Source organism: Algiphilus sp., from assembly GCF_965216485.1.
Lineage (GTDB): Bacteria > Pseudomonadota > Gammaproteobacteria > Nevskiales > Nevskiaceae > Algiphilus.
Genome location: NZ_OZ244162.1, coordinates 2,634,784 through 2,657,429 on the forward strand (window position 1 = coordinate 2,634,784; position 22,646 = coordinate 2,657,429).

A 22,646-nucleotide genomic window follows, 5' to 3' on the forward strand; every position below is an offset into this window, starting at 1 on the left:
CTTCAGTCCGCAGCTCGCCATGCAGCCGCCCCCAGAAAAATCAGGCGAAGCTGATCCACCAGCCCGGCCACCAACTCGGCTTCGCGGTTGGCGTCGATCTCCTGCAGATCGAGAATCTCGCTGGCGGCGTTGAGCATGGTGCTGACGACGAGGTCGCAGACCATGCGCAGGGTCTCCCGCGGCAGATGCGGCAGGATGTTGAGGCCGCGCAGGTCCTGGGTCATGTCCTCGGCGAAATGCGCCACCTCGCGGCGAATCGCCTCGCGAATGGGGCGCGGTCCGCCAAGGCGTTCTCCGGCAACAAAGAGCATCTGCAGCCGATTGGCGTGCAGATAGGCGACATAGGTGTTGACCGAATGGCGGATGATGTCTTCCGCGGGCAGGTCGCCGCGCCGTGCTTCGCGCAGCAGGCGGCGCAATGTCAGGCCACCCTCCTCGACCAGGGCCATGCCCAGATCTTCCATGTCGCGGAAGTGCCGATAGAAGGCGGTAGGCACCACGCCGGCCTCGCGCGTCACCTCGCGCAGCCCCAGGCTGCCAAAACCGCGTCCCTGGCCCACGAGATGCAAGGCGGACTCCATCAGCCGCTCGCGAGTAGGCCGGCGCTGACTGCGCGCCTCGCGCATGCGGTCGAGAGAGCCCGTCCTGCGTGTCGTGGTCGTCTTGCGGCTCATGCGGGAAACCTGCTGGCAACGGAAGAGGCACGCCGCCGTGGGCGCCGGGTGGAATGGCGCGTCGGCCTGCTCGAGCCGTGCATGATAGCTCGCCCGTCCGGACCCGCAGCGCTGCGAGGCAGCACGCGGGTCACCACAGGCGCTAGGCTTCACGCATGAACACAACCCTCGATGCCCCTCCGGAACCCCGCTCTGCCGCCGGCCGACGCGCGCTGGAGGCGCACGTGACCTGGTGGCTGGAGCGCAGCCAGGGCGCCACGCTGGATGCCTGGCTGGAGCAGACGGTGGACCACGCCCTGCGCGACGCCGAAGCCTTCACGCTGGAGTCGGTGGTGTGTTGCGAGCAAGTCAAGGCCACCGCGCTGCGCTATGCGGCCGAGCTGCCGCTGACGGGCGGCATCCCGGATCTCATCGCCGATGTGGCCCACGCCCTGCATGCCCACCCCGCATTGGAGTCGGCGCGGCTGGACGCCTTTCTGCCGCATGACGCCATGCGCACCCTGACGGCGAAGGGCATCGAACTGCGGCCGCTGGCCGAACGCGTGCTGCAGGAGCTGCGCGACACGGCCGCCCTGCAGCAGTTCGTGGAAGAACTCGTCTATCAAGGCCTGCACCATGTGCTGCTGCAGCAGGGCCCATGGCGACGCCTTGGGCAGGTGCTGCCGGAAGCCGTGGCGGAACGCCTGATTGCCGAAGGCGCCCAGCGCAGTACCCAGCTCCTGACACGGAGCAGCCAGACACTGCTCGCCGCGGTGGACGACGACGCACTCCAGGACGCGATGACCCTGTTCTGGGACCGACTCGCCGAGCTGCCGCTGGCTCCGCTGCGCGACGGCCTTGCCGCCGACGATATCGACGAACTTACCGCCCTCGCCTACGCCTTCTGGCAGGAACTGCGTCTCAGCCCGCTCTATCGCGGCCTGATCGAACGCGCCGTCGAGGCCGTATTCGCGCGCTACGGAACGATGACGCTGCGTGCACTGCTGGATGACCTCGGTATCGACCGCGCCATGATGCTGGACGAGGCCCGGCGTTACGCGCCGCGGGCGCTGGCCGCGATGCGCGAGAACGGGGTGCTGGAAGCACTGATCCGGCGCCAGCTTGCCCCTTTCTACGCCTCTGCCGCATTCGAACAGGCCATCGAGGGCACATCGTCGCCTTGACTGCCGCCTCACGGCGCGCGCCGTCGTGGCATGCTCCGCCGCCCGATGAATGATGTCCTCGACAACCCCCTGACCGCCTGCCTGGCCCGCACAGGCTTCGTAGCCGTGCCAGCCGAGCAGATGCATGCCCTGCTCCGGGCTGGCGGCGTCACCGCCCGCGACTGGCAGGCCTTCGCCGAAAGCTGGCAGCGCATGCCGGTGGATCGCTACATGGCCGATGGCGGCCGCTACCGCCGGCGCCGGCACGCGGTCTGCCACGTTGCCCCGGACGGCCAGGTCGAACGGCTGCCGCAGCGCCCGCATTACCAGAGCCGCGACTACAACCCCATCAACGGCGGCATCCAGCGCTGGTTCGCCCCCATCGAGGACGACAGTCTCGGCAACGCCACGCTGGCGGCGCTGATGCGGTTGGCTGCCCCCATGTTCAGCGCGCTGGCGGGTGATGTACGGCGCTGGTACGTGGAGATTCACCAGTTCCGGATTGAAGCCGCGGGCACGCATCCCGGCCAGCCCACGCCCGAGGGCGTGCATCGCGATGGGGTCGACTATGTGCTGGTGATGCTGCTGGGCCGGCACAATGTCCAGCGCGGGCGCACCGACATCAGCCAGGACGATGGCACCCCGCTGGGCCACTTCACCCTGACCGAAGCCGGTGACGCGATCCTGCTTGACGACCACCGCGTACTGCACGGCGTCACGCCGATCCAGGCTATCGACCCCACAATGCCAGCCCATCGCGATGCTCTGGTGATCACTTTTGCGCGTAACGCGCCTGCGGCGGAGCGCGAGGACAGCGCCGACGAAGGCTGATACGCCCGCGGCGCACAAAGTCCATCTCCAGCGATCGCGGTAATCTCTCTGTCATAAGACAGAGCCGCAAGCAAACGCGGCACCCGGAGGAGACAACGCATGACCGCGATCGCACCGCGCCGCCCGGCCGTGAGCCTGGCCACCGCCCTTTCCCTATTCGCCCTTGGCCTTGCCGGATGCGGTACCAGCAGCGCGCCGGATGCCGTCAATGGGCCGAGCGAGGGAAGTACCGAAGTCCCGCTCAGCGGGCCGTCGCTGGACGACAGCATCCAAAGCAGCGTGGCTGATGCCGAGCGCCGCGGCTGCGACTTTCTGGTGCCGGCCTACTGCCAGTTTCCATGGCCGAGCAATGCCCTGACCGTGGCTGATCCGGACAGCGCGACCGGCCGACGCCTCAACCTGCGGGCGGCCGGTATGCCGATGAATATTGCCGGCATCCCGCTGGATCCTTCCGAATACAACGTCGAAGACGGCTTCTCGCAGGGGCAGATGATGCTGACTCATGTGCCCGACCTCGATCTTGAAGTCACTGGCGCTGCTCCGGTCACCGATATCGAGGCTTCGCTGCGCGACGACGCCCCCATTCTCGTCATCGACGCCGACACCCTGGAGCGCCATCCGATCTGGATCGAGGTCGACACCAGTGACACGGCGTCGACGCCGGTCTGCGATGCGGCCCCTGGCGTGAGTGAGCTCTTCGCGTTGATCGGCGATAGCCCGGAAGGGCTCAGCACAGTGCTGAACGGCCTGAGCGACGCCTGCGCCACTGCCCTCGCCCCCATCTTTGCTGCCCTCGGCGACGCGCTCGACCCGGCGCTGCCGAACAACGCCTTCAGGATCGATCCGCCGGCGCTGATCCTGCGTCCCGGCATCAATTTCCAGGAGGGGCACCGCTATATCGTGGCCATGCGCCAACTGCGCGATTCCGCCGGAAATATCCTGCCCGCACCGCCAGAATTCCGCGTCTTCCGCGACCGCCACCCGAGTGACCTGGAAGCGGTACAGGCGCGGCGCCCGGCGATGGAGAACATCTTCCAGCGGCTGTCCGCTCACGGCGTGGCGCGTGACACGCTGTACATGGCCTGGGACTTCACGGTGCGCAGCAGCGCCAGCGTCGCCAAGCCCGTGCTCGCCATGCGCGATCGCGCGCTGGAAAGCCTGGGCGGGGGCGCACCGGAGTTCGAGATCGTGTCGGTGGAGGACTTTGATGACGGCGACAGCCTGCGCCGGATCGAGGGCCGCATGCGCGTGCCGAACTTCCTGAATCTGCCCGACGGGCTGTGCGACAACACGCCACTGCTCAGCGACGTCGCCGATTACTGCGCCGCCCTCGAAGGCACGCTGGATCAGCTCTCTGCGACAGGTGCGCCCGTGATCAGCGACGCCTCCGCGGCCATCGCCGAAGGCCTGCAGCTCTTGATCCGCGACATCGGCCAGTTGCCCTTTTCGCGCCTCAACTATGGCAACCCACGCGGCCCGGCACCGGAGATCAATCCGCTGCAACCCACCCAGGATTTCCGCTTCCAGTGCGAGATCCCGCGCACGGCAGCCGGCAGCCTCAGCGAGACTGAGACCTGGCTGCGCCCAGCGCATGCCACCCTCTACGGCCACGGCCTGTTGGGCAGCAAGGGTGAGGTGGGCGGCAGCAGTACCGAGCGCCTGCGCGAGTTGAACTTCATGCACTGCGCCATCGACTGGATCGGCATGGCCACACGCGATGTGCCGATGACCGCGATCATCCTGCTGGAAATGGGGCAGTTCCGCAGTCTGACCGACCGTCTGCAGCAGGGCGTCGTGAACTGGCATTTCCTGTCGCGTCTGCTGACGCATCCGGAAGGGTTGTCCAGCCACCCCGCCTTCCAGACCGCCGACGGCCGCCCGGTATTCGACAACACGCGCGTGGTCTACGACGGCAACAGTCAGGGCGGCATTCTGGCGGGGCCGGTCATCGCCACATCGCCCGAGGTCAAGCGCGGCGTCCTCGGCGTCATTGGCATGAACTACTCCACGCTATTGCGCCGCAGTGTCGACTTCGACCCCTACGGCACCTTCTTCTATTCCGCCTACCCCAACAGCTTCGACCAGAGCTTCATTCTGTCGCTGGTCAATATTCTCTGGGACCGTGGCGAGAACAACGGCTTTGCCGGCGACCTGCGCCAGCCGGATGCCTTCGATGCGCTCGGCCACCCCACGCCGGATCACGAGGTCCTGCTGCATGTGGCCTTTGGCGACCACCAGGTAGCCGATGTCTCGGCGGAGGTCATGAACCGCACCATCGGCGGCGCGGTGCACCGCCCTGCCACCGAAGCCGGCCGCCACACCAACGTCAATCCGTACTGGGGTATGCCGGCGGCCAGCGAAGGGGATGATGGCTCGGCACTGGTGGTATGGGACATCGGCCCGCTGGACAACGGCTTCAACGATGGCACCCCACCCTCGCCCGTGACCAATACGCCGCCGCGTGAAGGCCAGGATCCGCACGGCGACCCGCGCAAGGAAGTCAGCAGCGGCATCCAGCGCTATGACTTCCTGATTCGCGAACGCTTCACGGATGTCTGCGGTGGCCGACCCTGCTTCGCCCGTGACTATGTGTCGCCGTCGGTGGCCACCGGGGCTGCCGGCAACGCCGCGCCGCTGGTGCGCGCGCCCGGGCCGGCCAGTGTGGGGGCCGGTGGCATTGGCCGGGTCTTCGCCATCGCCGCCGATCCCGACCGCGACAGCCTGGCCTACACCTGGCGCGTGGCGAGCGGTGGCGACTGCGTCGAGGCGCTGACGGCCGCCGATCAGCCCCAGGCCGAGGTCACGCTGAGTGCTGGCTGCGCGGGCAACACGGTCGAGCTCGCGGTCAGCGTCAGCGACGGTCGCGGCGCTTCGGCCGAGGCGCGGACGCGGCTCGATATCACGCCGTAGCGGCATCCCGAAGAGGCGGCCCGGCGCGTTCAGCAACTACGCGCCACCGCCCATCGGTGTCGCTGCGCGCTGAGGTGAATGCTGCGTCAGGCTTCATGCCAAGGCCATCTTGGAGCCAGAGCATGTTGTTCACGACCCGTTCCCACCACCCCGCCACCCCCGCCAGTATTCTCGGCAGCCACCGCCGTCAGCAGGAATTGGCGCTGGCGCAGCAAGCTTTAATCGATGCCCTCGCTGCTGCAGACCACTCGCAGGCGGTGAGCGCCTTGGCCGAGGTACGGCTGGCACTGCGCGCCGTCCATCACGATGCACGCCAGACCCGTGCCGCGGTGAGTGATCACGAGTGGCAGTTGCTCTGCGAAAGTGAACAGGCGGTCGAAACGCTGGGCAAGACTCTGCTTGAAGGCGCCGCCTGCAACAGCGAATACGACCACCCGCAGCGGGCGGCCTGAGCGGTTTGCCCCTAGAGCGCGGCGCTGAGCGCGATCAGCGCCAGAGCCTCGCAGCCTTCGATGGCAGCACCCGCGGTGTCACCCGTCGTTCCGCCTAGCCGCTTGCGCAACAGAAGGCGCCATCCCCACACCGACGCGGCGGGTAGCAGTAGGATCAGAATGGCCTGCGCCATACCCGCTGCCCAGAAGCTCAGCAGCACCGAAGCCGCGACCGCGCTCCCGCCGATTGCATCCACCGCCGTACGCGGCAGGTACGGAAGCATCGCCGAGGCAATGCCACCACGCCGGGCATAGGCGGTGTGCGCCAGCAGCAGGATCGCGGCGGCGCGGCCCAGCATGGGCACCAGCATGAGCAGCCACCACCATGGGGTGAGCAGCAGTGCACTCAGCGCGGACCACTTCAACAGCAGCACCACGATCAGCGCCACCACACCGGCAGCGCCGCTGTGCGGGTCCTGCATGATGCGCAGGGTGCGCGCGCGATCGCCGTGGCCACCGAGCCAGCCGTCCGCGCTGTCCGCCACGCCGTCGAGATGCAGTGCCCCCGTCAGCAAGGCCCAGATTGCGATCAGCACGGCCGCCAGCACGGTTGGCGGCAAGAGGCCGTTGGCGATCACCGCCACCGCCGTGAGCAGCAGACCCAGCAGCAGTCCGACCACGGGGTAGTACAGCAGCGAGAGGCCGTTTTCGCGTGCCTCCGGCGCAGGCTGCAATGCGACCGGAACAATGCACAGAAACTGCAGTGCGACCAGAAAGGCGCGCCAGTGACGGCGCATTGCCCGCTCATTGACCATCAGCCACTCCGGCTTCGTCGAAGGTGGCCATTCCGGCATGCAGATCGCAGGCCATGCGCAGCAGCGGGACCGCCATCGCCGCGCCCGTACCTTCCCCCAGCCGCATGTCCAGCGCCAGCAGGGGCTGTGCGCCACAGGCATCCAGCACATGGCGATGTCCCGGTTCCGCCGATTGATGCGCGTAGAAGCACCAGTCCGCGACATCCGGGCAGAGGCGTTGCGCCACCAGCGCGGCCACTGAGACGATGAAGCCGTCGACCAGTGCCGGCAGCCCGCGTTGCGCGCAGCGCACCAGCGCACCAACCAGCGCCGCAATCTCGAAACCGCCCACGCGGCGCAGCGCCTCCAGGGCGTCGCCCGCGCTGTCAGCGGCATGGCGGTGAATCAGCGCGTCCACCACCTCGACCTTATGCGCCACACCGGCAGCGTCCAGCCCCGTACCCGGGCCGCAGAGGCGCGTCGCGGAGGCATCGGTGAGCAGACAGGCCAAGGCCGCGGCAGCGGTGGTGTTGGCGATACCCATCTCGCCGCCGATGTAGAGCTGGGCACCCGCCGCCAGGGCCGCGTCCACGGAGGCACGCCCCGCATCCAAGGCCTGTGCACATTGCGCCGGCGTCATGGCCGGGCCGCTGCGACTGTCAGCGGTACCCGCCGCTACGGCGTGCTTGTAGAAGTGCGCCACGGCATCGGCCGGCACCTCCACGGGATGGGCCACGCCCACATCCACGATGGAGAGCTGCGCACCCAGGCTGCGGGCGGCCACGCTGATGGCAGCCCCACCACGCAGGAAATTGCGCACCATCGCGGCCGTGACCGACTGCGGGAAAGCGGAAACACCCGCCGCCGCAATGCCGTGATCCGCGGCGAAGACCGTAATGGCCACCTGGTCGACCGCGGGGCAGGTGCGGCCCTGCATCGCCGCGAGCCGGATGGCCAGGTACTCCAGCTGACCGAGGGCCCCCGGCGGCTTGGTCAGGCGGCCCTGGCGCTCGGTGGCAGCCTGCGCGGCTGCCTGATCCAGTGGCCGGGCCGGCTGATCCAGCCAGTCGGTCGGCACGCTCTCGTTCATAGCGGATCCCCCTTGAGTACCAGGGGCAAGCCCGCCGCGGTCAGGATCACGCGCTCGCAGCAGGCGGCGAGATCCTGGTGCAATCGACCCGCTTCGTCGCCGAAACGTCGGCTGAGCGCATCCATCGGCATGATGCCCATGCCGGTCTCATTGCTGACCAGCAGCAGCTCAGTCTGGCAGGCGGACACTGCATCGAGCAGCGCCTCGCGTTGCTGCGGCAATGCCGTGTCGGCATCGGCCGCACACAGCAGCTGTGTCAGCCACAGCGTCAGACAGTCCACCAGCACGACTGTGCCCGGCTGTGCGGCCGCCTCGATGGCGGCACCCAGCGCGACGCCGGCCTCCATCGTCTGCCAATGCGCCGGTCGATGCGCGCGGTGCGCCGCGATGCGGGCGGCCATCTCGTCGTCGCGTGCTTCGGCCGTGGCGATATAGGTCACCGGCGCATCGCAGGCGGTGGCCAGCCGCTCCGCCAGTCGCGACTTGCCGGAACGCACGCCTCCCAGGATCAACTGGCGCATACGGCGCCCCGGCAGTGCTGCATGATCTGCTCCATGTCCAGATGGGCCTCGACTGCGTCGGCCAGGGCCTCGAAGGTGGCCTCGCGGGCAGCCTGAATGTCTGGTCCCTGCGTGGCGTCGTCCAGCCCGGCCCAGCGCAGAAGCGCCGCAAGCGCTTCGGGCGCATCGAACAGGCCATGCAGATAGCTTCCCAGTACCTGCCCATCCGCGCTGATGGCCCCGTCGGTCTCCTCTCCATCGGCAACCCGCGTCAGCCGCGCCAGTGGGCGCTCCAATGCGCGGCCGGTGGTGCGGCCGGCGTGAATTTCATAACCCTTCACCGCTGCCGCGCCCGGCAGAAGCAGTTGCCCATCGCGCTCGCGCAGCACCTTGTGCCGGGTGAGTACGGTCTCGCAGTCAAGCCAGCCGAAGCCCTCGCTGCTGCCGGCCGCGCCCTCGACCCCGTGCGGGTCGTGCAGGCGGTGGCCCAGCATCTGGAATCCTCCGCAGATGCCGAGCACCCGCCCGCCGTAGCGGAGATGGCGCTGCAGGGCCGTCTCCCAGCCGTGCTGCCGCAACCAGGCGAGATCATCGCGTACGGCCTTGGAGCCCGGAAGAATGATCAGATCGGCCGCCGGTGGGCTTTCTCCTGGACCGACGAAGCGCAGCTCGACGTCCGGGTGCTGGCGCAGGGCGTCGAAGTCGGTGTGGTTGCTGATGCGCGGCAGCGCCGGCACAGCGACCCGCAGCGCTGTGCCGCTGATACTTGGGGACGGCGCGCGCGGCAGCGCATCTTCAGCCTCCAGCTTCAGCCCCTGCAGATAGGGCAGCACGCCGAGCACCGGCTTGCCGGTGCGCGCCCGCAGCCAGTCGAGGCCCGGCTCGAGCAAGGCAATGTCACCGCGAAAGCGATTGATGACAAAGCCGACCACTCGCGCACGCTCGGACGCAGACAGCAGCTCCAGGGTGCCGATCAGATGGGCGAAGACGCCGCCTCGATCAATGTCGGCGATGAGGATGACCGGGCAGTCCACCGCTTCGGCGAAGCCCATGTTGGCGATATCGCGATCGCGCAGATTGATCTCGGCGGGCGAACCGGCGCCTTCCACCAGCACGACCTCGTAGGCCGCGCTCAGCCGCGTGTGACTGCTCAGTACCGCCTCCATCGCGATGCGCTTGTAGTCGTGGTAGGCGCGCGCATCCAGCTGCTCGACGGCGCGCCCGTGGACGATGACCTGTGCGCCCTGATCCGAGGTCGGCTTGAGCAGTACCGGATTCATGTCCACCGTGGCGGCCACGCCGCAGGCCTGCGCCTGTACCGCCTGTGCCCGGCCGATCTCACCGCCATCGGTTGCCACTGCGCTGTTCAGCGCCATGTTCTGCGGCTTGAAAGGGGCGACACGCAGACCGCGCCGTGCCAGTGCGCGGCCCAGTGCCGTCACCAACAGGCTCTTGCCGGCATCCGATGTGGTGCCCTGCACCATCAAGGTGGCGGCGCTCATGCGGCAGCGACCTCGGCACCCGCGGCGCGCAACGCGGCTTCCAGCCGCGCATGGTCGGCGTCATTGGCGGTCAGGCCGATGCGCAGCGCGCTGGGCTGCTCGAAGCGTCGCGTCCACACCGCGTGCCGGGCAAGGGCCGTCTGCCATTGCCCGGCCCGGTCGCTCGGAATCCAGTGGAATAGCGGGGTGGAGACGGCAGGGCGCAGACCGTGCCGCTCCAGCAACAGGCGGGTCACCGCACTGCGCTCCTCCAGCCAGTCGCAGGTACGGCGCTGCCAGACGCGGTCTTCCAGCGCCTGCTGGGCCACCGCCCGCGACGGGCCCGCCACCGCCCAGGGGCCGGCCGCGTCGGCGAGCGCTGCCAGCAGATCGGGCTCCGCGCAGGCAAAGCCCAGTCGTGCGCCGGCGAGCCCGAAGAATTTCCCGAAGGAACGCAGCACGATCAGGGCGGGCGGCATCCAGGGGCGCAGCATGCTCTGGTCCGGTGTGGCGTCCATGAAGGCCTCATCGACCACGAGCCAGCCTCCGCGCTGCGCGAGCTGAGCGCGCCAGCGTTCCATGCGAGGCAGCGCGTAGCGGAATCCATCGGGGTTGTTCGGGTGGACCAGCACGACCACATCGGCCTGCCCCACGGCTGCATCATCGATGCGCTGTGCCGGCCGGCTGTGCACGCGGTGGCCGGCCTCTGCCCAGGCATGGGCGTGCTCGGCATAGGAGGGTGCGGCCACCAGCACCCGTCCAGGCCGACGCAGTCGCGGCAACAGCTTGATGGCCATCTGCGTCCCCGCCAGCGGCAGCAGGTCCTCGCTGCCGTAATAGCGGCGCGCGGCCACTTCCAGGCCGTCCTCGGCTTCCGGCAGCCGGTGCCAGGCCTCCATGGCCGGCGCGCGGAAGGGATAGGGGTGCGGATTGATGCCGGTCGACAGGTCCAGCCAGTCCTCCAGTGCATGACCGAAGCGGGCACGGGCGGCACGCAGGTCGCCGCCGTGGGCAGGGGCGCTGCGCGTCATCGAAGCCGTCGAGGCAGAGGCCGGGTCAGTACCCATCCGTTGTTCCCATCCCAGACATCAGCCATGACAAGACCGCAGCGGCCGCCAGCGCCGCGAACCAAAGTAGTACCACGCGGTCGAGCAGCCTTACCGCAGCGCGGATTTCCGCCGCCCCCGGGGCCTGCCCCTGCCCCAGCGGGGGCCGGTCGCGCCAACCCTCGGCGTAGGGGGCAGGCCCGCCCAGCCGCAGCCGTAACGCCCCAGCGCCGGCCGCCATGGCTGGCCCGGCATTGGGGCTGTCCCAGTGGCGTGCCTGCCCGCGCCAGCAGCGCAGCGCGGTGGGCGCATGCCCACACAGCGCGTAACCCAGCGCGGTCAGGCGCGCGGGCACCCAGTTCAGCAGGTCGTCCAGGCGCGCGGCCGCCCAGCCGAAGTGCAAAAAGCGTGTACTGCGATAGCCCCACATGGCGTCCAGTGTATTGACCAGCCGATGCAGCACCACCCCCGGCATACCGGCCAGCGCGTACCAGAACAGGCTGGCGATCACGGCATCCGCGCCGTTCTCCAGCACGGATTCGGTGGCAGCCGTCGCCACACCGGTCGCATCCAGCTGGCATGCGTCGCGGCTGACCATGCGGCCCACCGCCTCCTGCGCCCTGCCCTGCGCCCCTTCGGCCAGGGGCGTGGCCACGGCATCGGCGTGCTCGCGCAGGCTGCGCCAGCCGACCGCCAGGCCAAGCACCACGACCGCGCACACCCACTGAATCGCGGCGGGCGCCATGGCCTCCACCGCGAGTACGGCTACCACGGGGGGCACCACCAGGATGCAGAGCGCCAGTGCGCCGCGGGGACGGTCGGTCGACCTTGATCGGTTGAGACGGCCCTCAAGCCACTGCGCAAGCCGGCCGAAGCCGACCAGGGGATGCAGACGCCGCGGCTCGCCCAGCGCGCGGTCCCAGAGCAGCGCGCCAGCGGTGATGCCCGCAGTGGTTGCCAGCACTTCTCCGCCGCTCATCCGTGGGCAACCTCGTTGCTCCACCGCCGGATGATGGCGTGCAATGCCGCCAAGCCGTCACTCAGGGCCGCCGGCCCCGGTTGGAGGATCATCGGTGACTTGATCTCTTCAACAAAGCCGCTGCGCACCGCGGGCAACGCCTGCCAGCCATCGCGCGCGACCACGCGCTCTGGCGCGAAGCGCTTGCCGCACCAGGAGCCGATGATGATGTCGGGTGCGGCCGCGATTACCCGCTCCGGATCGGCAATGATGCGGTCCTTGCCCAGCGGCGCACGCGCCTGCTCGGCGAAGCAGTCCACCCCACCGGCGACATCGATCAGTTCGGACACCCACTGGATACCGGTGATGAGCGGCTCGTCCCACTCCTCGAAGTAGACCCGCGGCCGGCGTGGCAGCAGGGCGGCTGCCTCCTGGATGGCGGTCATCTGCAGGCGCAGCTCGCCGCACAGGCCCTCGGCTTTATCCAGCGCACCCACCAATGCCCCCACGGTGCGCATCATGCGGAAGATGCCCTCGATGCTGCGGTGGTTGAAGACGTGGACCTCGATGCCCTCGCGGATCAGCGCTGCGGCAATGTCGGCCTGCAGGTCGGAGAAGCCGAGCACCAGATCCGGACGGAGCGCGAGGATGCGGTCGATCTTGGCGCTGGTGAAGGCGGAGACCTTGGGTTTTTCCTTGCGGGCGCGCGCCGGACGCACGGTGAATCCGGAGATGCCGACAATGCGTGCCTCCTCGCCCAGCAGATACAGCGTCTCGGTGGTTTCTTCGGTGAGACAGACGATGCGATGGGCGTAGGGGCGCGTCATGCCGCACCCTCTTGCGGCCAGTGGTTCTCGCTGATCAGCGTGTCAAGCGAACGACGGCAGTCCCAGCCCGCACGCTCCAGCATGGGCTCCGTGTAGAAGGCGGGCACCGGCCCGAGGCAGAGCAAGGCGATGGTGCGGGCATCCCGCGGCATCTGCAGCAGCTCGCCCACCACGTCCGGATCGAAGAGCGAGACCCAGCCCATGCCGAGATTCTCCGCACGCGCCGCCAGCCACATGTTCTGAATCGCGCAGGCCGCGGAACACAGGTCCATCTCCGGCATAGTGCGGCGGCCCAGCACGTAGCGCTCGCGTCCGTCGCAGAGCGTGACCGCGATCAGTTCGCTGCAATCGCGCAGCCCTTCCAGCTTGAGGCGCTGCACCTCAGCGGCACGCGCACCGCAGGCTTCGGCGGTACGTCGCTGCTCTTCGGCCACATGGTCATGCAGTTCCGCACGCAGGCGCATATCGGTGATGCGGATGAAGCGCCAGGGCTGCATGTAGCCCACGCTGGGTGCGCTATGCGCTGCCTCCAGGATGCGTCGCAACGCCTCCGGCGCCACCGGCTCGGGCAGAAAATGGCGCATGTCGCGTCGGGCGCGCAATACCCGATGCAAGACCTCGCGCTCGGCGGTGCTGAAGGTGGTCATGGCAGAAACAGGGCGGCCGTGGCCGCCGGATTCGAGGGGAAATAGCTGTGCACGAAGGTCGCGGTCAGACGCTTGCGGCGATAGACCGCCTCGGCCATCGGCCCGCCATTGGGACATTGCGCCGTGCACAGCGGCTGCATGGCGCTGTCCATGCGCGCATGGTGGAAGCTGTGGCCGCGAAGCACGCCTTCTGGAAAGGCCACTTCCTGCGGACCGATGCCCACCACCCGGCTTGTCAGGCGGGCACTGCCTTCCAGCAGCCCCCACATCGGCGCGGCCGCACCATCGACATCGGCCAGTGCATCAAGCAACGCCAGCATGCCGCCGCATTCGGCCAGCATCGGCTTGCCGGCCTCAACGTGCTGGCGCAAATCCGCGGCCAGCGCCGCATTCGCCGACAGTGCCTGCAGATGGCACTCCGGATAGCCGCCCGGCAGCCAGACTGAATCGCACGCGGGCAGCGCATCGCCAGCCAGTGGCGAAAAGGGCAGCAGCTTCGCCCCCATCTGCTCAAGTAGCCCGAGATTGGCGGCATAGCAGAAGGCGAAGGCCGCATCGCGCGCCACCGCAATCCTCTGGCCTGCCAGCGCCATCGGCGGCGGCGCTTCCGCGGTCTCGGCGAAGGGCACCGCATCGGGCAGTGCCGTGATCGGTCCATCCAGCGCATCGGCCACGCGGTCCAGGCGGTGGCGCAGATCGGCCACCTCGCCTGCCGGGACCAGCCCCAGATGGCGGCTCGGCAGCACCGCGTCGTCATCGCGCGACAGATGCCCTAAGAAGCGGACCGACTCCGGCAGCAGCGTACCCAGCATCTCGGCGTGACGCGCGCTGGCCACGCGATTGGCGAAGACGCCGGCAAAGGGCAGTTGTGGCCGCAGCGTGGCAAGACCCAGTGCGACCGCAGCGAAGGTCTGCGCCATGGCCTCGGCGTTGATGACGGCCAGCACCGGGATGCCCAGGCGCTCGGCCAGATCGGCGGAGGACGGCGTTCCGTCGAACAGCCCCATGACGCCTTCGACCAGGATCAGATCGGCCTCGGCTGCCGCGGCATGGAGCTGCGCGCGACAGGCAGCCTCACCGACCAGCCACAGATCGAGCGTGCCCACGGGGGCGCCGCTGGCTCTTTCCAGCACCATCGGATCAAGAAAGTCGGGCCCACACTTGAAGATGCGCACGCGCCGTCCCTGCCGCGCATGATGGCGGGCAATGGCGGCCGTGACCGTGGTCTTGCCCTGCCCCGACGCCGGTGCCGCGATCAGCAGCGCCGGGCACCGCCGCGGGGTCATAGTTCGACGCCCTTTTGCGCCTTGATGCCGCTGCGGAAGGCGTGCTTGATGTCGCGCATCTCAGTGACGGTATCGGCGATATCGTTCAGTGCGTCCGGCGCGCCGCGGCCAGTGACCACCACATGCTGCATGGCCGGGCGCGCGTCGAGATCGGCGAGTACGGTCTCCAGGTCAAGGTACTTGTACTTCAGCGCGATATTGAATTCGTCGAGCACCACCAGCGCGACCTCCGGATCGCGCAGCAGGCTCCGCGCCACCTCCCAGGCCGCGGCGGCCGCGCGCATGTCCTGTTCGCGGTCCTGGGTTTCCCAGGTATAGCCCTCGCCCATGACGTGATAGCGCACGGCGTCAAACTGGCGGAAGAAGGCCTCTTCGCCCGTCGCGAACTTGCCTTTGATGAACTGCACCACGCCGACCTGCATGCCGTGGCCGAGGGCACGCGCCACCATGCCGAAGGCCGAGGAGGACTTGCCCTTGCCGTTGCCGGTATGCACCAGCAGCACCCCGCGCTCGTCCTGGGCGTCGGCGATCCGTCCGTCCACCACCGCCTTGCGTCGCTGCATGCGCTCACGGTGGCGGGCATTGCGGGCCGCTTCGTCATCAGCTTGGCTCATGGATCCTCCGGTCCTGATAGATTGCAGGTCACGCGCCCTCCCGAGGAAGGGCGCGCTCCAGGCCCTACTCGGCGAAGCGGATGGCCGCCGGATTCTGGATCAGACCGATCGTCTGCAGGCGCTGCTGATTCGTGGCGAGCACTTCGATGCGCGGCATGTCGGCCGAGCCAATCCCCACCCACAGATTGCCATCCGGGCTACCCGCCAGTGCGGAGATGTTGACGCCGTCATATCCGCTGACGGGCGTGTGCTGCACCGTGCCGGTGGAGGGATCGAAAGCGAACAGCGACTCATTCTGAAAACCCTCCAGACCCGTAAAGAAGGCCGTGTCCGCGTCCAGGATCACCAGATCGTCAATAGACCCATAGGGGTGCTCGCCACTGGTTTCCGGACCATCGTCCACCACCAGCGTGGTCGAGAAATCGCCCGTGTCGATGCGCACGATGCCACCGTTGTAACGTCGCGGCTCGCCACGGAAGCTGGCGAAGGGGTCGCCGATAGCCGCCACGAACAGGCCAAGCCCGCGCTCGAAAGCCAAACTGCTTGGATTGCGCACGTCCAGGGGAATGCCCTTGCGGTTGGATGCGTCGTCGTTGGGGTTGGTGTCGATCTCTTCATCGGTGGCCACGTCAAAGACGGCGACGTAAGGCTGGGTGTCGGGGTCCGAGGGCGCGTTATCCACGGTGCGCTGCATCAGCACGTACAGACGGTTGTCGATGACCACGCCGTCAACGGCCTCGACTGCGCCGTTCGCGTCCGCATCCCGGTAGGCGCTCAGATCGAGTTCGCCCAGCTTGAAGCTGGATTCATTTTCGGCGCTGGGATCGACGATCCAGACCTTGTCGGTCTCTCGACGCATGACATAGGCCTTGCGTGCGTCCACGAAGGCCATGGCCACGGGGTTGCTGGTCGCAGCCTCCGGATTATCGAGAGTCGAGTACTCGTAGATGCGCTGTGTGGGCGCCTCGAAATCGTACTTGGCCACGGTGTCGATCTGGAAGCGACCGATCGGGTAGAAGTGGCCGCCGAAGCGCTCCACCGTGTAATCCGATTGGTCGCGCGGCGTCAGCCCGCCGGTGGTTTCGAATGCATTGTCGAGATCGACCAGCTGGGTATCCGAGCCGCTGAAGTCCGGCGCAATGGTCGCGACCACGGCAACCTTGGCGCCAGCCACCGAGGTGTTACCACCGTTGCCGCCTGAACCGCCGCAAGCGACCAGCAGCAGTGCGGCCAGCGCGGCGCTCGCCGTACGGAAAGAGGAGGTTGTCGTCATTGCCATACTCCCTGTCATTGAATGGTGTAGGAAAGCGTGGCCAGCACCGAACGGCCTGGCGTGGGGAAGCGATTGATGTCGAGAAAGTTCTCGTCGAGCAGATTGCGCAGCGTCAGATCCAGCGTGAGCGCCCGCCACTCCGTAGTGATGGAAGTGCTGATTTCGTCCTTGTCGTCCGCGCGCACACCGTTGGCGGGGTCATAGAACAGATCCCCGCTGTGGCGGTAGTCCAGGGACCAGCGCAGCCAGGCATGGTGCAGGCTCAGCCCGACGTCGTAGCGCCGGTGATAGAGGCCGGGGAGCTGCTTGCCGCGCGCACTGCGGATGCGGCTCTGGTTTTCAGTGCTGAGCAGGGTTGTCCCGGCGCGCCATTCCATCCAGGGACGCGGCGTCCAGCGCAGATCCGCGGCGACACCAACTCGGAGCGCTTCGCCGATATTCTGCGGCTGGCCGATGCCGCGGCTGTTGAAGATGGTGACGATGGTGTCCCGGGTCTTGCGCGCGAAGACGGTGGCACTGCCATTCCATTGCGCGAACTGGAACTCCACGCCCGCGTCGGCGCTCAGGGCCTTTTCGGGTTCCAGCTCCGGTGCGCCCTCGAACAAGCCGCGTGCGCCGAACTTCTCATCTAGCGTGGGGATGCGCACCAGCCAGCCGGCATTGGCCTTGCCCTGCAGCAGCGGCGTGATCCACCACTTGAGGCCGAGCTGCGCCGTGGTCGCCGCCTCGCCGTCGCCGGGCTGTTCGGTGGCGCGGAAGCGATCCAGACGATCGTCCACCCAGGTCTGGCGCAGCAGACCGCTGAAAATCCAGTCGTGCAGGGGCGTCCATTCATTCGACACGCCCAGCACCACGGTCTGCCGACGCGCATCCACCTGGCGCTCATCCTCCAGGCGGTCGTCCTGCTGTAGCCGATCCTCGCGCCAATCCAGTCCCAGTACGAGGCGATGACTGCCCCATTGCACGCCGGCCGCATTGAAGGCACCAAGGCGCCATAACTCGGTCGCAATGCGGTTGCTGCCCAGCCCGACATCGCTTTCGGGGTCGTCGAAGACCTCGTCGTTGTGCGACAGCATCAGGTGATGGCCGACATCGACATCGCCGAGTGCATAGTCGAGACGCGCCTGGCCGCGTGTGTTCCGCTGCCCGAGGCTGGCGGTATCGCTTCGCTGATTGAGGCTGGTGGGCAATTCCTTGTCGGAATCGCTGTGCTGCATCTGCGCCTGAAGGCGCAGGCCGGACCAACGCCGGGTGGCCTTCAGGAAGAGGCTGTGCTGATCGAAGCCATCGTTCTGGCGGCGCGCACTCTCGGTCCGGAAAAGATGGGCCTCCACCGGAAAGTCATTGTCGGCATGGGTATGGCTGGCTGCGGCGATCAGGCGCCAGCCACCCAGTGAGCCCCACAAACTGGCCTCGCCGTAGCGCGTCCCGAAGGAGCCATAGCTGCCGCGCAGCACGGCACTCGCTTCACCAGCCGGAATATTGCGGGTGCGGAAATCAATGGCACCGGCCAGATTGGCGTCACCCAACTGCAGCGGCGTGAAGTCCGGATAGACCACGATGCGCTCAATCAAGGCCGGCGGCAGCGGATTGAAATCCGCGCCGCCGTTCTGCGGGCTGTTGAGCAGCAGTCCGTCGAGATAGATGTTGACCTGCTCGCCGGTGGATCCACGCAGCGCCACGCGGTTGAAGGCCCCCACGCCGCCCAGGCTGTTGACCTGCACGCCGGGCAGTGCGTCGAGCAGCTCGCCCATTTGCGTATAGCGATCGGCGAAAGCACCGCGCTCGACACTGCGACTGAAACCGGTGTAGCTATGCAGGTCTACTTCAGTCGGCGCCAGCCCGTCGGCATCGCCGTGCCCGGTGACGATGACGTCCTGCAGCGGCGTGACTGCATCGGCCTCATCGGTGGAGGCGCCCCACGCCATTCCGCTCGCCACCAGGGTCCACGCGATCGTCAAGCCCAGGAGAAGCGCGAAGGGCACTGCGCCAGAGGTGGTACGGCATGCCGCGCGATGCGGCTGAGTTTGTCCCAATGTCGATCGCTCCCGACCACGCACACCCGCGCGGCCCTGTGTACAAGACAAAGGCGACGGAAGGGACAAGGGACGCGACGCAGCATCATCGCCGCGCTCACGCACTGCTCGCGCCCTCCGCGCGCCAAGGCATGCTCCGGGCCGGTCTCCGGGCTCGCGTACTGAGGTGGGCTCACCTCGGGGTTGGGCACCTTCCCATGCCTGCCTCGGCACAGTGGCTCATTCGCCCGACCCTGCACGCTTACCGTTGCGGGGGCAGCGTCGGCCTTGCGAGGGTCCCGTATTCAAGAACGCGGACCTTTGCGCACCGACTTCCCGTTTAACCTGCAAGCGATCGCATGCAGGCACCTGGAACGGGGCGCATGCTAAGCGCCCGTCCAAACGCCGTCAAACCGGCGCGGTCCAGAATGACTGCATGCCGGCGCTTCCAGGCTTGCTATGGTGAAAAAGAGCCCGCTCCGGCTCGATGTCGCCAACCCACTCATTTTGCGATGAATCCATCCATGCTCACCGCTGTCTCTCTGCGCCGACGCCTGCACTCGGCACGACCGATGGCCCTGGCGATGCTGGCGCTCTTCGTGGGCGGCTTCGCGCCTGTGGCGGCCGCGGAGCTGCGTCTGCGTGACGATGCGGGCAACAACGTCACACTCGAGAGGCCCGCGCAGCGCATCGTAAGCCTGGCGCCGCATCTGACCGAGAATCTGTTTGCCATCGGCGCGGGCGATCAGGTCGTGGGCGCGGTGAGCTTCAGCGACTACCCCGACGCGGCTCAAGAAGTGCCTCGCGTGGGCGGCTATTCGCGTATCGATCTGGAGCGCGTGTTGGCGCTGGAGCCCGACCTGGTGGTGGCATGGCGCAGTGGCAATGATCCCGCACAGGTGGACCGCTTGCGCCAACTCGGCATCCCTGTATACACGTCAGAACCACGCACTTTTGCCGCCATTAGCGACACTTTGATACAACTTGGCACCCTTAGCGGCAATATGGAAGCGGCCGGCAGGGTTGCCGCTCAGCTGCGCGACGGGGTTGCCACGCTGCGCGAACGCTACGCCGAGGCCACTCCTGTACGCGTCTTCTACCAGGTCTGGGAGGCGCCGCTGATGACGGTGAGCGACGCGCACCTGATTGCGCAGGCAATCGCGTTGTGTGGGGGCGAGAACGTCTTCGCGAATCTGGACAGCCTGATTCCCCGGGTCGACCGGGAGTCGGTGCTGTCGGCGGACCCGGAAGTGATCGTGGCCGGCGGCATGGGCGAGGACCGGCGCGACTGGCTTGAGGCGTGGAAGCAGTGGCCAAAGCTGACGGCCGTGCGGGAAGAACAACTGGTGTTCATTCCCCCCTCGCTCATTCAACGCCACACGCCCCGCGTGCTCGAAGGCACGCGCATGCTGTGCGAGGCGTTGGATCGCGCACGCCACAGTCAACGATCGGCATCCAACGCGGCCCCCTCGCCGTGATGCACACACTGCGCAGCCTGCTCATCCTGGGCCCCGCATCACTGCTCGCCCTGGGCGTGGCCGTGACCTATGGCAGCGTCCCGCTGGCCTGGAGCGATGTGCTCGCCGTGCTGACCGGGGGCGGCGAGCCCCTGCATCGCACGATGCTGCTTGAGTTGCGGCTGCCACGTGCACTCAGTGCCTTTGCCGTCGGAGGCTTGCTGTCCGTGGCGGGGGCCTTGATGCAGGTGCTGCTACGCAATCCACTGGCCGATCCCTATGTGCTTGGGCTATCGGGTGGCGCCGCGGTGGGGGCACTGCTGGCGATGCTGGCTGGCCTCGGCGCCGCCGTGGTATCAGGGGCCGCTTTCATCGGCGCCCTGGTGTCCACAGCCATCGTGTTCGGCACCGCCCACGGCACCGGGAGCTGGACGCCCACCCGGCTGCTGCTCACCGGCGTAGTGGTTGCCGCGGGATGGTCCGCGCTGATCAGCTTTCTGCTCGCCATCAGCCCCGCCCGTGACCTCCCCGGCATGCTGTTCTGGCTGATGGGCGATCTCGCCAATGCGACGCGGCCCTGGCCACCGCTGCTGGTGCTGCTGCTGGTGCTCGGCGTGGCGATTCCCTTTGGCCGCAGCCTGAACGTGCTGGCACGCGGCCCCCAGCAGGCTGCCTCGCTGGGGGTGGCGGTACGACGCCTGGAATGGACGGTCTACCTCGGCGCCGCGCTGATTACCGCCACTGCGGTCACGGTCGCCGGCAGCGTCGGCTTCGTCGGGCTCATCGTGCCGCACATGCTGCGCCTGCTGATCGGCTACGACCAACGCCTTCTTCTGCCCGCCTCGGCGCTGGCCGGTGGCACCCTGCTGGTGCTCGCCGATACGCTGGCGCGCACCATCCTCGCCCCCGAACAATTGCCGGTCGGCGTCATCACCGCCATGCTGGGCGTGCCCATCTTTCTGTGGCTGCTGCATCGGAGCCAGGCTTCATGAGCCAGCCCCTGATGGCACTGGACAGCCTCTGCGTTGACGTCCCGGAACGCGCCGATGGCGATCCGCTGCGTTGCCGCTTCGAGGGCGGCCAGTCCTGGGCCATCCTCGGCCCGAACGGCGCCGGCAAGACCACCCTGCTGATGACCCTCGCCGGCCTGCGCGCACCCCGCCGCGGCCGCATCCTGCTCGACGGAATGGATCTGACCCGTCTCCCGCGTCGACGCGTTGCACAACGTCTCGGCGTGCTCTTTCAGCACCATCACGATGGTTTTCCCGCCACCGTGCGCGAAACCGCGCTGATGGGCCGGCATCCGCACCTGCGCGCCTGGGAACTGGAGCACGCCGACGATCTGCACGCCGCCGAAGCGGCCCTGGCACGCGTGGACCTGCTCGGCCTGGCTGAGCGCTCGGTGCAGACTCTCTCCGGCGGCGAGCGCCAGCGCCTCGCCTTTGCCACCCTGCTGACGCAGGACCCGACCCTGCTGCTGCTCGACGAGCCCACCAGTCATCTCGACCTGCATCACCAGATCGCCATGCTCGAAATGATCGGCCAAGAAGTGGCGGCAGGACGCTGCGCGATCATGGCCACCCACGACATCAATCTCGCTGCACGCTATTGCAGCCACGTGCTGCTGCTCTACCCGGATGGCCGTTCCTGCTGGGGCAGCACCGACATCATGCTGTCCGTACCCGCCCTCGAACAGCTCTATCGTCAGCCGCTGGCCACCGGAACAGTGGACGATCTACCGGTCTTTCTGCCGCGCACCAACAGCTAGCAGCAGTCTGCTCCGTGCAGCGGGATCCGCAGCACGGGGCGCAAGCAGCCGCCCTGCGCACGAGGATCGAAGACCGCGAGCGTCACCTGCCGCACCGGCAGTTCGACACGCCCCCTCCAGGCCTGCGCGGCGTCGGCAATGACCCGCAGGGGGAAAACGTCACGGTAGGGCGCCAGCGTGATGTGGGGTACAAAATGCTGGCCCTGCGCAGCGGGGATGGTGGCGCACAGGAGACGATGCAGTTGTTGCAGCCCACCGTGCGGGTCGTGCACGCGCAAGAAGGCACAGCCATTGAAGCTGCCAATACCTCCCACCTGCACGGAGGCCGCCATGATGGCCGCCCCGTGCAACTGCGCCCTGTGATGGCGGCACTGTGCGGGGTCGTACTCGTCCGGCCGCATTGCCCTGCGCACCGGAAAACCCGCCGCAGCCAGCGTGATATGCGGTTGGCGCGGCGGTAGCGGTGCCAGCCAGCGACGCAGATGGCCATGTGCCCGGGCGCACAGCGCCCGCACCGATGCAGTGTCGGCCTCGATCATCCACACCGCATAGCGCCTGCGTCGCTGATGCCAGGCGACGCGCTGTGCCGGCGACAGCGGCGGCAGGCTGCAGCCACCAGCAAAGGCACTACCGATGCTTTGTACTGGCACCTCGCACACGCTCATCCGAACTCCGCGCATCTGTTTCCGCTGTGAGCCAGGCGGAGACGCCTCCAGAGAGACCACGCCGCCCCTGAGCCGGCTGTATGGGCGTCGCCAAGAAGCGACGACCGCCGTGTAAGCGCACGGGCAATGACAATGCAGACCGACATCGCTGCCGCAAGCGGGGTTGCAAAGGGTACTGGTTCAGCGCCGATGGGGACGATAAAGAGGCATACGTCCGGGCAGAGCACCGCCCGGCCT

At 67.8% G+C, this 22,646-nt stretch carries 21 protein-coding genes and 1 riboswitch; of the genes, 7 read left to right on the plus strand and 14 right to left on the minus strand.

Annotated features, from left to right (window positions below):
• Positions 1-2 precede the first annotated feature (2 nt).
• Entirely contained in the window at positions 3-674 is a 672-nt protein-coding gene (gene fabR, locus ACOOFO_RS12240) for an HTH-type transcriptional repressor FabR (RefSeq protein WP_420427042.1), read from the minus strand.
• 155 nt (positions 675-829) lie between these two features.
• Between fabR and ACOOFO_RS12245 the strand changes: the two genes are divergently transcribed.
• From ACOOFO_RS12245 to ACOOFO_RS12260, 4 genes are all read left to right on the plus strand, one after another.
• Positions 830-1,837 carry a hypothetical protein gene (locus ACOOFO_RS12245; RefSeq protein WP_420427043.1) on the plus strand — a complete coding sequence of 336 codons (1,008 nt, stop codon included), beginning with the start codon at positions 830-832 and terminating at the stop codon, positions 1,835-1,837.
• A gap of 45 nt (positions 1,838-1,882) precedes the next feature.
• Entirely contained in the window at positions 1,883-2,647 is a 765-nt protein-coding gene (locus ACOOFO_RS12250; protein ID WP_420427044.1) for a 2OG-Fe dioxygenase family protein, read from the plus strand.
• Between the two features lie 99 nt (positions 2,648-2,746).
• Positions 2,747-5,557 carry a hypothetical protein gene (locus ACOOFO_RS12255; RefSeq protein WP_420427045.1) on the plus strand — a complete coding sequence of 937 codons (2,811 nt, stop codon included), beginning with the start codon at positions 2,747-2,749 and terminating at the stop codon, positions 5,555-5,557.
• Between the two features lie 122 nt (positions 5,558-5,679).
• Entirely contained in the window at positions 5,680-6,009 is a 330-nt protein-coding gene (locus ACOOFO_RS12260) for a hypothetical protein (RefSeq protein WP_420427046.1), read from the plus strand.
• Between the two features lie 11 nt (positions 6,010-6,020).
• Here the strand turns inward: ACOOFO_RS12260 and cobS are convergent, their stop codons facing one another.
• From cobS to ACOOFO_RS12320, 12 genes are all read right to left on the minus strand, one after another.
• On the minus strand, positions 6,021-6,785 hold the full coding sequence (gene cobS / locus ACOOFO_RS12265; protein WP_420427047.1) for an adenosylcobinamide-GDP ribazoletransferase: 765 nt from the start codon (positions 6,783-6,785) through the stop codon (positions 6,021-6,023).
• Positions 6,786-6,792: 7 nt separating this feature from the next.
• Entirely contained in the window at positions 6,793-7,872 is a 1,080-nt protein-coding gene (gene cobT, locus ACOOFO_RS12270; RefSeq protein WP_420427048.1) for a nicotinate-nucleotide--dimethylbenzimidazole phosphoribosyltransferase, read from the minus strand.
• Positions 7,869-8,393 carry a bifunctional adenosylcobinamide kinase/adenosylcobinamide-phosphate guanylyltransferase gene (cobU, locus tag ACOOFO_RS12275; protein WP_420427049.1) on the minus strand — a complete coding sequence of 175 codons (525 nt, stop codon included), beginning with the start codon at positions 8,391-8,393 and terminating at the stop codon, positions 7,869-7,871. The genes cobT and cobU overlap by 4 nt, the downstream gene beginning before the upstream one ends.
• Positions 8,381-9,874, minus strand: a complete 1,494-nt coding sequence (locus tag ACOOFO_RS12280; protein ID WP_420427050.1) for a cobyric acid synthase — start codon at positions 9,872-9,874, stop codon at positions 8,381-8,383. The genes cobU and ACOOFO_RS12280 overlap by 13 nt, the downstream gene beginning before the upstream one ends.
• Complete coding sequence (gene cobD / locus ACOOFO_RS12285; protein ID WP_420427051.1) at positions 9,871-10,920, minus strand: threonine-phosphate decarboxylase CobD; 1,050 nt, start codon at positions 10,918-10,920, stop codon at positions 9,871-9,873. Before cobD ends, ACOOFO_RS12280 begins: the two co-directional genes overlap by 4 nt.
• The gene (cbiB, locus tag ACOOFO_RS12290) at positions 10,910-11,878 is read right to left on the minus strand and encodes an adenosylcobinamide-phosphate synthase CbiB (protein WP_420427052.1); all 969 of its coding nucleotides are present in this window, start codon (positions 11,876-11,878) and stop codon (positions 10,910-10,912) included. Before cbiB ends, cobD begins: the two co-directional genes overlap by 11 nt.
• A complete protein-coding gene (locus tag ACOOFO_RS12295) occupies positions 11,875-12,684 on the minus strand; it encodes a cobalamin-binding protein (protein ID WP_420427053.1) in 810 nt (269 codons plus the stop codon). Before ACOOFO_RS12295 ends, cbiB begins: the two co-directional genes overlap by 4 nt.
• Positions 12,681-13,331 (minus strand): 5,6-dimethylbenzimidazole synthase, encoded by a 651-nt coding sequence (gene bluB, locus ACOOFO_RS12300; protein WP_420427054.1) that lies wholly within the window; start codon positions 13,329-13,331, stop codon positions 12,681-12,683. Before bluB ends, ACOOFO_RS12295 begins: the two co-directional genes overlap by 4 nt.
• Complete coding sequence (locus ACOOFO_RS12305) at positions 13,328-14,617, minus strand: cobyrinate a,c-diamide synthase (protein WP_420427055.1); 1,290 nt, start codon at positions 14,615-14,617, stop codon at positions 13,328-13,330. The genes bluB and ACOOFO_RS12305 overlap by 4 nt, the downstream gene beginning before the upstream one ends.
• Positions 14,614-15,231, minus strand: a complete 618-nt coding sequence (cobO, locus tag ACOOFO_RS12310; protein ID WP_420427056.1) for a cob(I)yrinic acid a,c-diamide adenosyltransferase — start codon at positions 15,229-15,231, stop codon at positions 14,614-14,616. The genes ACOOFO_RS12305 and cobO overlap by 4 nt, the downstream gene beginning before the upstream one ends.
• Positions 15,232-15,295: 64 nt before the next feature.
• Complete coding sequence (locus ACOOFO_RS12315) at positions 15,296-16,504, minus strand: hypothetical protein (RefSeq protein WP_420427057.1); 1,209 nt, start codon at positions 16,502-16,504, stop codon at positions 15,296-15,298.
• A 14-nt stretch (positions 16,505-16,518) separates the two neighbouring features.
• Positions 16,519-18,432 carry a TonB-dependent receptor gene (locus ACOOFO_RS12320; protein WP_420427058.1) on the minus strand — a complete coding sequence of 638 codons (1,914 nt, stop codon included), beginning with the start codon at positions 18,430-18,432 and terminating at the stop codon, positions 16,519-16,521.
• Between the two features lie 229 nt (positions 18,433-18,661).
• Positions 18,662-18,907, minus strand: a riboswitch (cobalamin riboswitch).
• 196 nt (positions 18,908-19,103) lie between these two features.
• Here ACOOFO_RS12320 and ACOOFO_RS12325 point away from each other — a divergent pair.
• Genes ACOOFO_RS12325 through ACOOFO_RS12335 form a run of 3 tightly spaced genes read left to right on the plus strand, consistent with a single transcriptional unit; the run spans position 19,104 to position 21,744 of the window.
• Positions 19,104-19,997: a cobalamin-binding protein gene (locus ACOOFO_RS12325; RefSeq protein ID WP_420429768.1), complete on the plus strand. Its 894-nt coding sequence runs from the start codon at positions 19,104-19,106 to the stop codon at positions 19,995-19,997.
• The gene (locus tag ACOOFO_RS12330) at positions 19,997-20,968 is read left to right on the plus strand and encodes a FecCD family ABC transporter permease (protein ID WP_420429770.1); all 972 of its coding nucleotides are present in this window, start codon (positions 19,997-19,999) and stop codon (positions 20,966-20,968) included. The genes ACOOFO_RS12325 and ACOOFO_RS12330 overlap by 1 nt, the downstream gene beginning before the upstream one ends.
• Complete coding sequence (locus ACOOFO_RS12335; protein ID WP_420427059.1) at positions 20,965-21,744, plus strand: ABC transporter ATP-binding protein; 780 nt, start codon at positions 20,965-20,967, stop codon at positions 21,742-21,744. The genes ACOOFO_RS12330 and ACOOFO_RS12335 overlap by 4 nt, the downstream gene beginning before the upstream one ends.
• Here ACOOFO_RS12335 and ACOOFO_RS12340 read toward each other — a convergent pair.
• Positions 21,741-22,394: a 2'-5' RNA ligase family protein gene (locus ACOOFO_RS12340; protein WP_420427060.1), complete on the minus strand. Its 654-nt coding sequence runs from the start codon at positions 22,392-22,394 to the stop codon at positions 21,741-21,743. The genes ACOOFO_RS12335 and ACOOFO_RS12340 overlap by 4 nt on opposite strands.
• Positions 22,395-22,646: the final 252 nt, after the last annotated feature.

Bases quoted from the DNA above. Each gene is read 5' to 3' on its own strand.
- fabR (WP_420427042.1), bottom strand. From the start codon at position 674: ATGAGCCGCAAGACGACCACGACACGCAGGACGGGCTCTCTCGACCGC.
- ACOOFO_RS12245 (WP_420427043.1), top strand. From the start codon at position 830: ATGAACACAACCCTCGATGCCCCTCCGGAACCCCGCTCTGCCGCCGGC.
- ACOOFO_RS12250 (WP_420427044.1), top strand. From the start codon at position 1,883: ATGAATGATGTCCTCGACAACCCCCTGACCGCCTGCCTGGCCCGCACA.
- ACOOFO_RS12255 (WP_420427045.1), top strand. From the start codon at position 2,747: ATGACCGCGATCGCACCGCGCCGCCCGGCCGTGAGCCTGGCCACCGCC.
- ACOOFO_RS12260 (WP_420427046.1), top strand. From the start codon at position 5,680: ATGTTGTTCACGACCCGTTCCCACCACCCCGCCACCCCCGCCAGTATT.
- cobS (WP_420427047.1), bottom strand. From the start codon at position 6,785: ATGCGCCGTCACTGGCGCGCCTTTCTGGTCGCACTGCAGTTTCTGTGC.
- cobT (WP_420427048.1), bottom strand. From the start codon at position 7,872: ATGAACGAGAGCGTGCCGACCGACTGGCTGGATCAGCCGGCCCGGCCA.
- cobU (WP_420427049.1), bottom strand. From the start codon at position 8,393: ATGCGCCAGTTGATCCTGGGAGGCGTGCGTTCCGGCAAGTCGCGACTG.
- ACOOFO_RS12280 (WP_420427050.1), bottom strand. From the start codon at position 9,874: ATGAGCGCCGCCACCTTGATGGTGCAGGGCACCACATCGGATGCCGGC.
- cobD (WP_420427051.1), bottom strand. From the start codon at position 10,920: ATGGGTACTGACCCGGCCTCTGCCTCGACGGCTTCGATGACGCGCAGC.
- cbiB (WP_420427052.1), bottom strand. From the start codon at position 11,878: ATGAGCGGCGGAGAAGTGCTGGCAACCACTGCGGGCATCACCGCTGGC.
- ACOOFO_RS12295 (WP_420427053.1), bottom strand. From the start codon at position 12,684: ATGACGCGCCCCTACGCCCATCGCATCGTCTGTCTCACCGAAGAAACC.
- bluB (WP_420427054.1), bottom strand. From the start codon at position 13,331: ATGACCACCTTCAGCACCGCCGAGCGCGAGGTCTTGCATCGGGTATTG.
- ACOOFO_RS12305 (WP_420427055.1), bottom strand. From the start codon at position 14,617: ATGACCCCGCGGCGGTGCCCGGCGCTGCTGATCGCGGCACCGGCGTCG.
- cobO (WP_420427056.1), bottom strand. From the start codon at position 15,231: ATGAGCCAAGCTGATGACGAAGCGGCCCGCAATGCCCGCCACCGTGAG.
- ACOOFO_RS12315 (WP_420427057.1), bottom strand. From the start codon at position 16,504: ATGACGACAACCTCCTCTTTCCGTACGGCGAGCGCCGCGCTGGCCGCA.
- ACOOFO_RS12320 (WP_420427058.1), bottom strand. From the start codon at position 18,432: ATGGCGTGGGGCGCCTCCACCGATGAGGCCGATGCAGTCACGCCGCTG.
- ACOOFO_RS12325 (WP_420429768.1), top strand. From the start codon at position 19,104: ATGCTGGCGCTCTTCGTGGGCGGCTTCGCGCCTGTGGCGGCCGCGGAG.
- ACOOFO_RS12330 (WP_420429770.1), top strand. From the start codon at position 19,997: ATGCACACACTGCGCAGCCTGCTCATCCTGGGCCCCGCATCACTGCTC.
- ACOOFO_RS12335 (WP_420427059.1), top strand. From the start codon at position 20,965: ATGAGCCAGCCCCTGATGGCACTGGACAGCCTCTGCGTTGACGTCCCG.